The 13,921-nt window shown below is 40.3% G+C and carries 8 protein-coding genes; 5 read left to right on the top strand and 3 right to left on the bottom strand.

The features are described from left to right. Positions 1–105: 105 nt before the first annotated feature. Genes L0657_RS15150 through L0657_RS15140 form a run of 3 tightly spaced genes read right to left on the bottom strand, consistent with a single transcriptional unit; the run spans position 106 to position 6,985 of the window. Positions 106–981 carry a transglutaminase family protein gene (locus L0657_RS15150; RefSeq protein ID WP_235151641.1) on the bottom strand — a complete coding sequence of 292 codons (876 nt, stop codon included), beginning with the start codon at positions 979–981 and terminating at the stop codon, positions 106–108. After that, complete coding sequence (locus tag L0657_RS15145) at positions 971–3,526, bottom strand: circularly permuted type 2 ATP-grasp protein (RefSeq protein ID WP_235151640.1); 2,556 nt, start codon at positions 3,524–3,526, stop codon at positions 971–973. Before L0657_RS15145 ends, L0657_RS15150 begins: the two co-directional genes overlap by 11 nt. Positions 3,527–3,562: 36 nt before the next feature. Continuing rightward, on the bottom strand, positions 3,563–6,985 hold the full coding sequence (locus L0657_RS15140; protein WP_235151639.1) for a DUF2126 domain-containing protein: 3,423 nt from the start codon (positions 6,983–6,985) through the stop codon (positions 3,563–3,565). A gap of 397 nt (positions 6,986–7,382) precedes the next feature. On the opposite strand from L0657_RS15140, the gene proC reads away from it, so the two are divergent. From proC to L0657_RS15115, 5 genes are all read left to right on the top strand, one after another. Beyond that, positions 7,383–8,186, top strand: coding sequence for a pyrroline-5-carboxylate reductase (gene proC / locus L0657_RS15135; protein ID WP_235151638.1), 804 nt, complete (start codon positions 7,383–7,385; stop codon positions 8,184–8,186). 143 nt (positions 8,187–8,329) lie between these two features. Then, entirely contained in the window at positions 8,330–9,184 is an 855-nt protein-coding gene (locus tag L0657_RS15130; protein WP_235151637.1) for a hypothetical protein, read from the top strand. A gap of 187 nt (positions 9,185–9,371) precedes the next feature. Further along, on the top strand, positions 9,372–9,929 hold the full coding sequence (gene fic, locus L0657_RS15125; protein WP_235151636.1) for a protein adenylyltransferase Fic: 558 nt from the start codon (positions 9,372–9,374) through the stop codon (positions 9,927–9,929). Between the two features lie 563 nt (positions 9,930–10,492). Next, positions 10,493–12,511: a RecQ family ATP-dependent DNA helicase gene (locus L0657_RS15120; RefSeq protein ID WP_235151635.1), complete on the top strand. Its 2,019-nt coding sequence runs from the start codon at positions 10,493–10,495 to the stop codon at positions 12,509–12,511. A gap of 1 nt (position 12,512) precedes the next feature. Next, entirely contained in the window at positions 12,513–13,664 is a 1,152-nt protein-coding gene (locus L0657_RS15115; RefSeq protein WP_235151634.1) for a DNA-processing protein DprA, read from the top strand. The last annotated feature ends 257 nt before the right edge of the window (positions 13,665–13,921 follow it).

The raw sequence follows: 13,921 nt of genomic DNA, 5'->3' as shown, positions 1-13,921 counted from the left end.
ACTGGTTTCGAAAATGATGTGGTAAAATTAGAGAAACAAGGTCAATTCTCAAATTGTTTAAACAACCATTATCAGAAAAGTAAAGATATATTACAATTTTAAGTCTTAATACATAGGAATTACATCCACCTCAACGGATAATGTATGTTTGCCTGAACTGAAAATAATTCCTTTCAACGGCGGCACGTCGCTGTAATCTCTTCCCCAGGCCGTAATAATGTGACGCTCACCGGGAACGACATTATTTGTCGGGTCAAAATCGCACCAGCCATAATCCGGAATGAAAACCGAAATCCACGCATGCGAAGCATCCGACCCCTGCAATTTTTGTTTGCCAGGAGGCGGCAGCGTTTCCAGATATCCGCTCACATAACGCGCTGCAAAACCAAAACTCCGGATGCAGGCAATCGCCAGATGTGAAAAATCCTGACAAACGCCTTTTTTCGCCGCCAGTACTTCTCTGATCGGCGTATGGATCGTTGTAAAATCAGGAACGAAATCAAATTCAGTAAATATTTTCCTGCTCAAAGCATGAACACATTCGTACAGCGGTCGATCATCCTGAAAGCAATCCTCGGCGAAATGGATAATGGCCGGATCCCATTTAATCAACGGACTCGGCAGCAAATATTCCAGTAAGGAAACTTTCAACGAACGATCATTCATAAAACGTGACCGCGCTTCCGCGCAGGTAACATCCGAACGGATGGGCGCACCGGTTGTTTCTGTCAGACACTCAACGATACTTGTCGTTTTCACCGTCAGTTTTTTATGCGGTGAATGCAGCGAAAAGTAATGCGTCGTGTTTCCATAATAATCAACCCGCTCTTCAATTTCAGCCGGTGTTGGCGTCACTTCTATTGTATAATCCTGACAAAGCTGTTTAGGCAAAGTCCTTGGCGTAAGGCATACCAGACTGTGATAAGTGCTTACAGGCTCAACGTAACGATATTCTGTTAAATGGGTCAGCTTATATTTCATCGTTCTCTATCGGTTTAAAAAACGAATGTTGCATGATTGTATGGCTGAAATACATATTCGTCAGCGCCATGGATACCGACGAAATTAATCCGGAAACTTCTGACATCAGATTGAATAATTCTTCTCTTTCTAGAGTCACCGGATGATATTGACTTAGCTCCTGAACACTCGCCAGTTTTATTAGTGTTGATGCTTTCAAAACGGCTTTTTGCGCCTCGTTCATTCTTTCACCGGACGTTCCCGGCAAAGATTCCAGATTTACTTTGAGCGAATCAAGTAAATAAACAATTGAATAAGGCAAAGTCTTTTCCAGCAAAACCATATCTAACATCGCTTCAACACTTAACTGCGACTTATAGATCTGGCGATAATTGACCAGTAAATGATGATTTAGCAACGTCGCTTCAATCAATTCATTTTCGACATTTGCTTCATTTTTTACGCCAAAATTAGACTGAATAATACTCACTTTGGAAAGAATACGTTCAATGATTTTTCCGGTATCAAGCAGCAAATAACTATTGTCCCGCGGCATCGTTTCGGACATCACACCCAGAAAAGTCAGCATGCTGTTGTATAGCTTATCCAGCGTTTTCTGGATATTGCTGCTGTTCATCGTTGCTGCATTTTTTATCTCATGAAAACTGTTTTCAATCAGATCAACAATCCGCCAGATTTCAATATCCCACTGATTTCTGACTGCGCTGACAGCGTGAAGAAACGACGAAACATTGGAAGCAATAGTCCCTGGCCGGTAAACATCCGAAGCCAGTTTAATAATTTCAATATAAGGTTTTTGCAATAATTCCTGATTCTCGTCGCCTAAAAATCCGGGATAAGTTGAAGACAAGTGTGTGAGTGACTGAAGCAATATTTTAATATGTTCCTGCTTGGAAGAGCCGCCAAAATTCCGGTCAATGTTAAGCACATTGATCACGATATTCATAAACTTGGTAACCGCCATCGTCCGCTCACAATAACGCCCTACCCAGAAAAGATTTTCTGCGCTCCGGCTTGGTACTGAAACCTGTTTTTTATACGATGGAGTGACCGGAAGAATTATTTTTTCCTGAGGCTGATCTGTTTTATCAGAAACAATCCAGGTATCCTTTGATAAACCGCCATACTGGTTGGAAATAACAAAACGGTCTTTCACCGGAGAGCTTCTCGTCAATCCGCCCTGCATGACATGGTATCCTTTTTCATCTGAAACAAGAAACGCACGGATGGCCGCATAACGCGGTTCAATCAAACCATTAACAAGCGAAGGCGTTGTACTCAGACTTACTTCTTCCTGCGCAATATATTCGTGAGGCCGCTGCATCAGCGCCTTTTTGAGGTCTTCCTTATCTTTTGGCGTAAGCAAACGACCATAAACCGACCGGAATTTCGATTTCCGGTTTGCCTTTTTGATGATCAGTTTGTCAATATTATTTAGAACAAAATTCAGCTCTTTCGGCTGTCCGCACCACCAGGTCGCGACCGACGGCATGATCAAATCTTCACCTAAAAAGTACCGGCAAATGTTATGCATAAAAGCCAGAAACGCATGGTTTTCCAAAACGCTGGTACCCGGCGGATTCAGCACTTTTACATTTCCTTTACGAATGGCATGAAGCAAGCCCGGAACGCCTAAACGAGAATCTTCACGAAGTTCAAGTGGATCGCACCACTCGTCGTCAATTCTTCGGATGATAACGTCTACACGCTGCAAACCTTCAATGGATTTCAGCCAGACGTAGCCGTCGCGAACGAGCAAATCGTCTCCCTGCGCCAAAGTATATCCCAGATAAGACGCCAGATAAGCGTGTTCAAAATAGGATTCATTATTCGGGCCAGGCGTCAGATAAACAATATTCGGTGCTTCTTTTGTTTTTCCTGATAATCTTAAAACGGTACTCTGGATGTTGTTAAAAAACGGTGATAATTTGCTCACGTACATGCCATCGGCAAGCTCGGGAAGCAGCTTACTCATCACAACACGGTTTTCCAAAGTATAACCGGAGCCGGAAGGAGCCTGGGTGCGGTTATCCACGATCCACATTTGTCCGTCCGGGCCACGCGCCATATCGGCGGCGTATAACACCAATTGATTAGGTACCGGAAGTATCAAATCAGCACAGGGACGTGAAAATCCTACATTATCGAAAACAAGTTCCGCCGGAATAATCGCGTCCCTGACCAGATTTCTCGGACCATAAATGTCCCGAAGTATCAAATCAAGCAAAAGGGCTCTTTGCTGCAAGCCTTTTGCTATGGTATTCCACTCTTTTTGTTCAATCAAAAAAGGAATCGGATCCAGTTGCCACGGACGGTTTAGTCCATCAACGCCGTCATAGACATTATAGGTAACCCCGTTTTCACGCAGTTTATCAATAATCTCCTGATTCCTCGTTTTTAATTCATCAATACCAAGTTTTTCCAGCGTGGCAAAAAGGGCTTGCCAGTGTGGTTTCACACGACCTTTTACATCCAGAATTTCATCGTACGAATTTAACCCGCTGCGATAGGTTTGTAAAAGATTCACGGAAGCTTCAGTAAGCATAATAATTCAACTAAATAATTTATCACAGGGCGCGAATTATTTCGCTTTCCAGTATCTTCTCAAATCCAGTGTGTTTGGATATTCCGGATCGATTAATTCAACCGGCGTATCACTTCTTAGGTCCTTCTTCGTTTCTGCAACAAAACGGGAAACGGCAGGTGATGATTTGTCCACAATAGGTACTTCCTGACCAAAAGATGGCGTATGTCCAAAACCCTGGAACAAACTGATCTTCCTCGATTCCGCTTCGAAACTGTTCACAGGATGCGTATCAAAACTGCGGCCACCCGGATGCGAAACGAAATAAGTACAGCCTCCCAAAATACGGTTATTCCAGGTATCCACAATATCAAAAACCAATGGCGCATCCGCTCCGATCGTTGGATGTAATGCGGATGGTGGATTCCATGCTTTGTAACGAATTCCGGCCACAAATTCTCCTTTAATCCCTGAACTTCTCAATGGAACGCGGCAACTGTTACATACCAGAATATGGCGGCCTTCGATAAACCCGCTCACTTTTACCTGAACTCTTTCCAAAGAAGAATCTACAAAACGGGAAGTTCCTGAATTTGTGAGTTCTTCTCCCAAAACATGCCATGGTTCAATTCCCAGGCGGATTTCAAGCTGAATATTATCAACCGTAATTCCCCCATAAAATGGAAAACGGAATTCAAAAAACGGATCAAACCAGGAAATGTCAAAGTTATAACCGGCGTCTTTCAGATCGTTCACGACATCAACCATATCCATGTAAGCAAAATGCGGCAACAGGAAACGGTCGTGTAATTCGGTACCCCAACGGATTAATTTATGTTTGTACGGTTGTTTCCAGAATTTAGCAATCAGCGCACGAACGAGCAAGGTTTGCACTAAATTCATATGTTTGTGCGGCGGCATATCAAAAGCACGGAATTCTAAAATCCCCAGTCGGCCCGTTGAAGAATCCGGAGAATATAATTTATCCATACAGAATTCCGAGCGGTGGGTATTACCGGTAATATCTACCAGCAAATTCCTGAAAATCCTATCAACCATCCAGAACGGAATTTCTTCACCATCCGGAATCTGCTCAAATGCAATTTCAACCTCATATAATTTTTCATCCCGACCTTCATCAATACGCGGTGCCTGACTTGTCGGACCAATAAACGGACCGGCAAATAAATAACTCAGTGCCGGATGATGCTGCCAATAAGTTATCAAACTTCTCAGCAAATCCGGTCGGCGAAGAATCGGACTATCAGCAGGTTTTGCTCCACCGATCGTTACGTGATTTCCTCCGCCCGTTCCGGTATGGCGACCGTCAACCATAAATTTATCCGTACCCAAACGAGAGAAAAATGCTTCCTCATACAATGCACTGATGTTATCCACCAGCTCCGTCCAGTTTTTCGCCGGATGAATATTGACTTCAATCACACCCGGATCTGGTGTAACGATTAATTTCTGAACACGGTGATCAGAAGGTGAAGGATATCCTTCAATCCTGATCGGCATTTGCAATTTTTCAGCGGTAGCTTCAATCGACGCCATCAGATCCAGATAATGTTCCAGATAATCTGTTGGAGGCAGATAAACATAAATAATTCCATCACGTTCTTCTACGCAAAGCGCCGTTTTGATGATTGGAACTTCGAAAAGCAATGCTTGTTCTGCTTCTTTTTCTTTTACTTTCTTATCAGCTTCCTCATCTTCAATTACCTTATTATCTGGCGCAACATAAGCCGGTGAAACCGTTCCGTATCTCGCTTCCACAACATGTTTATAATCTCCCAGCGGCGGCAGATCCTCAAACGGACTGCGTTCAATCGGCTGCTCTCTTTTGTCTTTTGCAACTTCCGGCAAAGAATCGAGCGGAAGCCTGAAACCGATCGCGGAATTTCCGGGTATCAGGAAACAATTTTTACGACGAAATTCCCAGGCGCAGCTCGACCAGTTTTCATCTTTTACATTATATTTCAAAGGCAGAACATATCCGGTTGGATTGTTCAGGCCTTTTTGCAGCAATTGGGCTAATGTTCTTCTTTCAATGGAATCTTTGAGATTGACCTGTAACGGATCAATATTAACCGGCAATTTTCCTTCTTCCATCGCCCAATAAACCGGATCTTCATATGCCGGCGTGATATTATTGGTATCGATTCCTAAATATTTCGTCAGCTCGGTTGTGAAAATCTCAGCGTCGCGGAAAGTGTATTTTGTTTCACCTTCTTTCGCTACCAGCGCATCGTTTTTCCACATTGGCAAACCGTCGTTTCTCCAATAAAGCGCATATTGCCAGCGTGGAAATAATTCGCCCGGATACCATTTTCCTTGTCCGAAGTGAAGCAGACCGCCATGTGCAAAACGGTTTTTCAATCGTAATGCAAGATCATAAGCAAGTTGTCTTTTTAAAGGGCCGTCCGCAGCGGTATTCCATTCAGCACCTTCAAAATCATCGATAGAAATGAAAGTCGGTTCTCCACCCATCGTCATCCGCACATCGCCTTCCTGCAAATCTTTTTCCACATCGTGGCCAACCTGCATGATTTTATTCCATTGCTCTTCGGTATATGGTTTCGTTACCCGCGGATCTTCGTGGATACGGAAAACGCTGTTATCAAACTCAAAAGTCACCTCGCACCTGTCCGTCGCTCCCGAAACCGGCGCGGCGCTTGCATAATCAGGCGTACAGCAAAGTGGAATATGGCCTTCACCGGCTAAAAGTCCGGACGTAGCATCCAGTCCGATCCAGCCGGCACCGGGTACATAAGCCTCAGCCCATGCATGCAAATCTGTAAAATCTTCTTCCGGACCAGACGGACCATCCAATGATTTGATATCAGAAGCAAGCTGAACAAGGTAACCAGAAACAAATCTTGCGGCAATTCCTAAATGTCTTAAAAACTGAACAAGCATCCATGCAGAATCCCGGCATGAGCCACTTCTGGTCGTCAGTGTATCTTCGCAAGTCTGCACACCAACTTCCATACGGATATTATATCCAATGGAATTGAAAACACGCTGATTAACATGTACAAGAAAATCAACTATTTTAGTGCCATTTGCAGGTTTATTTTCTTCAATCCATTGCATCAGCTTTGGACCTGACTCTCTTGGTTCCAGGTATGGGCCAAGCTCCTTATTTAAGCCCTGTTCGTATTTAAAGGGGAAATGTTCGGCATATTCTTCAACAAAAAAGTCAAACGGATTGATTACCTGCAATTTGGCAATTACCTCGACTTCAATACTCAGCTCTGTTGCTTTTTCCGGAAACACAACCCTTGCCTGGTAGTTCCCAAACGGGTCCTGCTGCCAGTTGATAAAATGGTTTTCGGGTGTGATCTTAAATGAATATCCTTCGATGGCCGTACGGGAATGCGGCGCAGGACGTAATCTGAAAACATGCGGTGACAATGCAACACTCCTATCAAACTTGTACTTGGTCTTATGTGAAATAGCAACTTTTATAGCCATAGTTGGAGAATTACAATAATCTATAATAATTTGGCAGCAATGAATCTTGCTCGCTCTAAAAAAATGTATAATACGTATTTTTCAAAATATATCTCCACAAGAATTTATTTTAGCAGAATTTCCTGTGATTCTATTTTATTAAATACAACTTTTTCGAATTTGAACCCGAAGGTAAGAAGATAAACTACGAAATCGGCTGTCGGCAATCGGCAGTCGGCTAAAAAGTCGCTCTTTCTATGCTAAACAGCCGAAAGCTGATTGCCGACAGCCCTATGATATTCAACTAAAAGGTGCGTAATTCGTCGTGGCTAATGCATAATCCGGGGATGATTCTCCGGTATATCTTTTCCCAAATTTTCTTTGTACCCTGAATTTAATACCAAATACTTTTATAAAAATGAAAATTGCAATCATTGGCTGCGGAAACATGGGACTTGCCTTCGCCCGCGCATTCCTGAAATTTGATCTTGTCAAAAAAGAAGATTTTTTACTGGTTGAAAAAAGTGACGACCGCATGGAAAAGCTCAGCAGCTTCCAGCCCGGCGTAATTACCGGTTCCATAGGGCCACAAATCGGAAAATATGATCTGATCATTTTATCCGTCAAACCACAGGATTTCGCTTCGGTTCAGGAATCTTTGCGCGCCGTGATTACGCCAAAACAGGTCGTATTTTCCATTATGGCAGGTGTTACCATTGCCAATATTCAGACGGTACTGGATCATAAAGCTGTGATCCGCGCCATGCCAAATACACCAGCCATGCTCGGTATGGGTATTACAGCGTATACCGCTTCACCGGAAGTTGATATGACGCAGCTTCGCAAAGTCGAAAATCTGATCAACGCGACCGGTCGCTCTGTGTTTTTGGAAGAAGAAGAACAATTGAACGCCGTCACCGCATTAAGCGGCAGCGGACCAGCTTACTTTTTCTACGTAGTAAAAGCGATGATCGAAGCAGGAAAGAAAATGGGTTTCGAAGAATCCGTAGCCGCACTTTTGGTAAAACAAACGATGCTGGGTTCTTTCCATTTAATTAACACAGCTGACAAATCTTTGGACGAGTTGATCAAAGCAGTTGCTTCAAAAGGAGGAACGACGGAAGCTGCTTTGAAAGAGTTTGAAGCGGGAAATTTGGATGGGGCTTTGATTGGGGGGATTTTGGCGGCGCGGGAGAGGTCGGAGGAGTTGTCGAGGGGGTGAGGGGGTTCATTATCTACCATTAACATCATATTAATCCTATAATATCTTGCATTTAATGAGTTACTTGCAATGCGATGACGACCCAATTTAACCCGTATGACTCATGCCCGTGTGACAGCGGACAAAAAGCAAAGTTTTGTTGCTTGACTGGAAAACTGTGGAATAAAAAACCAAATCTTTTAAAACCTACGAAAACTATTACTGACCATTCACACGATAAGTGTTACGCTAAAATAACAAGAAACTGTTCTACAAAAATATCAGGAGAACATTTTATTTCTAACAATATATTGCAAGGTTTTGAACTAAATAAAAAAGTAAAAATTGTAGGATTACCTTGGCAAGAGAAGGAAACGTTTAACCTGCTTTCAAGAAGCAGTTTAGTTTCAAATATATTATGTACAACTCATAATGAATTATTGTCTCCATTTGACGCTGAAATGGGACGACTTCATAGAATTATCGTTCAGTTTGATGAAGATTTCAATTCAGAAAATCCCAAACATGATTTATCAGTATTCTGTGGAGAAAACCTAGAAAAGTGGATGCTTAAAACAGCTTGTGCTTTCATAGCCTCAAATCAAATTTATAGTGACGGAGTGAAAAAAGATTGTATTTTGAAAGACGAATATGTTGACATTCTATTCAATGACAAACCATTTCCTGACAATTGGGGGATGTATTTTAAAATACCAGATGACAAACAAATCCAAAAATATCATTCACTTTCTTTTCGTTCCTTGACAGCAAATAATGAACTAAAAGTAGTTGAGTTCCTAATAAACAATTTTATGTTTTATTTGGTACTTGGGCAACCTGACAATCCAAGGTCCTTCGGAATTTATAGACCCAGAGGCATACAATTAGCCAAAGGAAATATTAAAAAAACAATTGAAATTTGTTGGCAAGACAAAAAATACAACGAAGGGATTTTTATGGAACATGTAGGAACGACAAAAGAAGCTCCAAAGGAATGGGACGAGTACTTAAAAAAATAAACTGAACAACATTGACTAAATTAAGCACAGCAAGTAACAGCACATTTGCAATAGGCAGGGTTCCGTGCTTCGCAAACAGCTTTTAGGTAGCCGAAAATTCAGTTCTCCGCGCCTGCACTTGTAGTAAAAGCTCACCCATCATAAACGGTTACTCGAATTATGGCTAAATCTTGGTTCTAATCCTGATATGAAAAACATAGACAAAATAAGCCTCGAAAATGCTTTCCGTTTATTCGAATCCGGCGACATCGACAAGATAAAATCCGGAACAACGGAAGGCTTACAGCAGATACACAAGTACCTGTTCATAGGACTTTATGACTTTGCGGGAAAAATACGCACTCAAAACATTTCGAAAGGCGGATTCAGGTTTGCGACGGCTTTGTATTTGAATGAAATTTTGGTAAAAATTGAGTCAATGCCTGAAAACACATTTGAAGAAATTATTTCTAAATATGTGGAAATGAATATCGCTCATCCATTTATGGAAGGAAACGGCAGAACAATGCGTATTTGGCTGGATTTGATACTAAAAAATAATTTGAAAAAAGTAGTGAACTGGCAATTTGTGGATAAAACACTTTACCTGCAAGCCATGGAGCGCAGCCCAATTAACGATCTGGAACTACGAACTTTGCTTTCTGCTAATTTGACCGACGAAATTGATAACCGGGAAATTATTTTTAAAGGCATAGAACAATCCTATTATTACGAAGGCTATCGAAAAGAAGATGATGATTTTTAATATCAATACCCGCAGACGGAAGCAGTTTTTCGAAAAATATAAGACCCTTCCAAAACTCTCACCAGTGGTGAGAGAAATAAGTTGGACACATCATTTGGCTCCTTTCTGTAAATACAAAATGTTGCAGAGCGCAAATTATATTTAAAGTAACTAAACAAGAAAGTTTTAGCGTCCCGGGAACTCGGTCGACGCTGCAGTGCCAAATTCAACCACGCTGAGTCTCCTTTGCTCTTCTGTTAAATCTCGTATGCCATTTGGCACTTAAAATCTTCATATTCAGCAAAACCCTGGCCGTTATCCACAATCCATTGCCTGCCTAATTCCCACCTTAAAATGAAAAACCTTTTGAGAAGGCAACGCTATAACCATGGGTATCTGGCTGGATTAACCGTTAAATTATCTTCAAGGTTAAAGCGCAATACTATTTTTTAAGTTACCTAGAGGAAGATGATTCCGTCTAATAAGCCATTGATATTGAATGTAAAGGCAGTGGATTGAATAGCTAAAAAGGAGAAAAAACACCAAAGTACGATACGCACTTCCACACACTATAAAATAATGCTATGACCACACGACAAGAACAAGAATATAAGCTAAAGCAAATATTTGGTCTTGACCATTTCTTTGATGATCAATGGGAAACAATTGACCGAATTTTAAAAGGCGAGAGAGTTTTGTTGATTGAGAAAACCGGTTTTGGCAAATCACTTTGTTTCCAATATCCCGCCACAATATTTGAAGGAATAACCGTCATTTTTTCACCTCTTATTGCATTAATGAGAGACCAGGTGAAAAAGTTAAACAGTTTAGGAATTGCCGCAAAATGCATCAACAGTGAGCAGACGTCCGAAGAAAACTCGCAAATAATTGAGGATTCAAAAAATGGCCAGGTCAAGATTTTATATATAGCTCCTGAAAGACAAGAGAATAGTGAATGGATTGCAGCAACACGACAGATGAATTTATCAATGGTAGTTGTTGACGAAGCTCATTGTATTTCTGTTTGGGGCCATGACTTTAGGCCAGCTTTTAGACGAATTATTAATCTTGTTAAATTACTGCCAACCGGACTGCCTGTTTTAGCAACAACTGCAACAGCAACGAAAAAAGTAGAAACAGATATCGCTTCTCAAATTGGTGGAAATATCTCAGTTTTGAGAGGCAATTTACTTCGGGAAAATTTCAATTTGTTTGTTGTAAAAGTCACATCAGAGGATGAAAAACTAATCTGGCTTGGAAAGAATTTAGATAGATTAGGAGGAACCGGAATATTATATACAGGTACAAGGGTGGATACTGAAATTTATTCAAAATGGTTTGAACATCTGAAACTTTCTGCAATTGGGTATCATGCTGGCCTGGATACAGATTCGAGAATTTCTATTGAAAATGGATTAATGAGTAATAAATGGAAATGTGTAATATCCACCAATGCCCTGGGTATGGGGATTGACAAGCCAGATATTCGGTTCATTATTCACACGCAAATTCCGCAAAGCCCAATTCATTATTACCAGGAAATTGGCAGGGCAGGCAGAGATGGAAAACTTTCTAACATTATTCTATTTTATAATCCTGAGGACAAGAAACTTCCTGAGGCCTTTATTGAAGGAGGAAGACCATCAATCGCAAAATATGAAAAGGTAATCTATGCAATTCGAAATGACCTATTGGGTGAAAGAGAATTGATGATGAAAACCAATCTGAAACAGACACAATTTAGAGTTATTAAATCTGACCTTGTTGAACAAGGCATTATTAGAGAAATTATCGTTGGACGATATAAAAAATTTGAATACATAACAAATGCACCTGCACTAAACACCCAAGCGTTTGAAGAATTACGAAACGCAAAAAAAGCTGATTTGGAGCAAATGATTCAATACGTAGAGACTTCTCAATCAAGAATGAAGTTTTTGTGCGATTTCTTAGGAGATTCAACAACTCATAATTTTACTAATTGTGACAATACCGGCTTAAATAAAATTACGTTTAAACCAAATGAAGAATGGACGCAGAAACTTCAAAATTTTAGAGAAGATTATTTCCCTACCCTGCAAGTTGAAGGAAAAGATTCAAATATTGTGAACGGAATAGCAGCGAGCTACTATGGATTTTCAAATATTGGTGCTGCAATACATCGCAGCAAATACGAAACTAAAGAAGATTTCCCCGATTTTTTGCTTAAATTATGTTTGAAGGCCTATCGTAAAAAATTTGACCAGGAAAAATTCGATTACATGGCCTATGTCCCATCAACTTTATCAGGCGACCTTGTAAAAAACTTTGCTACAAAACTTTCAAACGTTTTACAATTTCCAATAACCCATGACCTGCTAAAGACAAGGCAAACAAAAGAGCAAAAGGTTTTTGAAAATGGTTATCTAAAATCTGAAAATGTTAGCGGAGCATTTTCATTTAACAATCCTGGCGTTTTAGAAGGAAAGAGCATTTTGCTTGTGGATGACATATTTGACAGCGGAGCGACAATAAAAGAACTGGGGAGATTATTCACTACCTTTGGAGCGATAAAAATTGCTCCAATTGTTATTGCAAAAACAGTTGGAGGAGACCTGGTATAAAATGAAAAACGAAGCAACGTACTGGATAACATTAGCCCATTTACCCAAGTGGGGCTACGGCAAGATCAATAGCCTTATCGTAAAATTCTTTCATGACGAAAAAATAACAATAGAAGAATTTTTCAACTTACCTGAATCGGTTTTAGATAGCAAATACCAACTTGACTCAAAAGAAATTTCTGATTTACAAAACGCAAAGTCTGAGCTTCCTAACAATGCATTTTTTGCAGAAAACTTGTTTAGTCAAGGTTATGAACTTATACCGATAACTTCTACTGAATATTCAAAAACACTAAAAAAAAATCTCAAAGCCACTCATTCTCCTCCACTATTGTATGTAAAGGGCAATAAGCAAATACTTCACGAAAAATCAATTGCCATTGTAGGTTCCAGAGCAGCAGAGGGAAAGTCTCTGGAGTTCACTGATCATATTGCAAAACTTGCAAGCAAAGATTTCAAGGTCGTTGTAAGTGGATTTGCAAAAGGTGTTGACAAACAGGCATTGGATTCTGCAATAGAGCACAAGGGTCAGAGCATTATCGTTCTACCGCAAGGAATTACGACATTCAATTCTGGCTTTAAAACTTATTACAAGCAAATTGTAGATGGTGATGTTTTGGTTTTAAGTACATTTCATCCTAAATCTGTTTGGTCGGCTGGATTAGCAATGGCTCGTAATCCTATCATTTATGGACTTGCCGACGAAATTTTCGTAGCTGAATCAAGCGAAAAAGGTGGGACATGGTCAGGCGTGATTGACGGACTTAAAAAGGGAAGAAAAATTTTTGTAAGGACGCCAGAGCCCAATGAAAAAAACGCAAACCTTCTTTTAATTCAAAAAGGTGCAATTGCTGTTGACTACAACGGGGTTGAAGATGCAAACACTATTTATGCTGTACAACCGTCTCCAACATTATTAGTCCAGGAATCGTTGAATTCTATTGACGAAGTCAATGAACGAATATCCAGGGTTTTTAATGGAAAGCCCCTTTCCGCAGAAGAAATTCTTGACAAAGCTGGATTGGATTGGACAACTAAAAAGTTAGCAACGTTTTTACAAAAAATGGATAAAATTCAAATAGTAAAAAAAGGCAGAACAAATCAATATAGTTTAAAAGCTAATCAAGTTGAACAACCGACGCTATTTGGTTAGACAACAAAAACTAGTGATGCTGACACGGGTTTGGTAAACTACATTTTCAGAATTGTCTAAGTCTATTGTTCAAAGAATATAGTCCCGTACCAACAGGTGTGGGATTTTTTATTGTCAGTGAAAATCAAATTGAATTTCCAACTTTTAATTCCCTAAACTTAGCTCTATCAGACAGATACCACTGAAAAAGAATTCGTTAACAAACTTTTTACAAAAATAATTACGCTTAATAATTATTTGTAAACTTTTAAACGATA

Source organism: Dyadobacter sp. CY345 (assembly GCF_021502725.1).
GTDB lineage: Bacteria > Bacteroidota > Bacteroidia > Cytophagales > Spirosomataceae > Dyadobacter.
This window is presented reverse-complemented; position numbering and strand designations above follow the sequence as displayed.

What these genes read in the sequence shown, in the direction of transcription:
- L0657_RS15150 (WP_235151641.1), bottom strand. Translation starts at nt 981, where the DNA reads ATGAAATATAAGCTGACCCATTTAACAGAATATCGTTACGTTGAGCCT.
- L0657_RS15145 (WP_235151640.1), bottom strand. Translation starts at nt 3,526, where the DNA reads ATGCTTACTGAAGCTTCCGTGAATCTTTTACAAACCTATCGCAGCGGG.
- L0657_RS15140 (WP_235151639.1), bottom strand. Translation starts at nt 6,985, where the DNA reads ATGGCTATAAAAGTTGCTATTTCACATAAGACCAAGTACAAGTTTGAT.
- proC (WP_235151638.1), top strand. Translation starts at nt 7,383, where the DNA reads ATGAAAATTGCAATCATTGGCTGCGGAAACATGGGACTTGCCTTCGCC.
- fic (WP_235151636.1), top strand. Translation starts at nt 9,372, where the DNA reads ATGAAAAACATAGACAAAATAAGCCTCGAAAATGCTTTCCGTTTATTC.
- L0657_RS15120 (WP_235151635.1), top strand. Translation starts at nt 10,493, where the DNA reads ATGACCACACGACAAGAACAAGAATATAAGCTAAAGCAAATATTTGGT.
- L0657_RS15115 (WP_235151634.1), top strand. Translation starts at nt 12,513, where the DNA reads ATGAAAAACGAAGCAACGTACTGGATAACATTAGCCCATTTACCCAAG.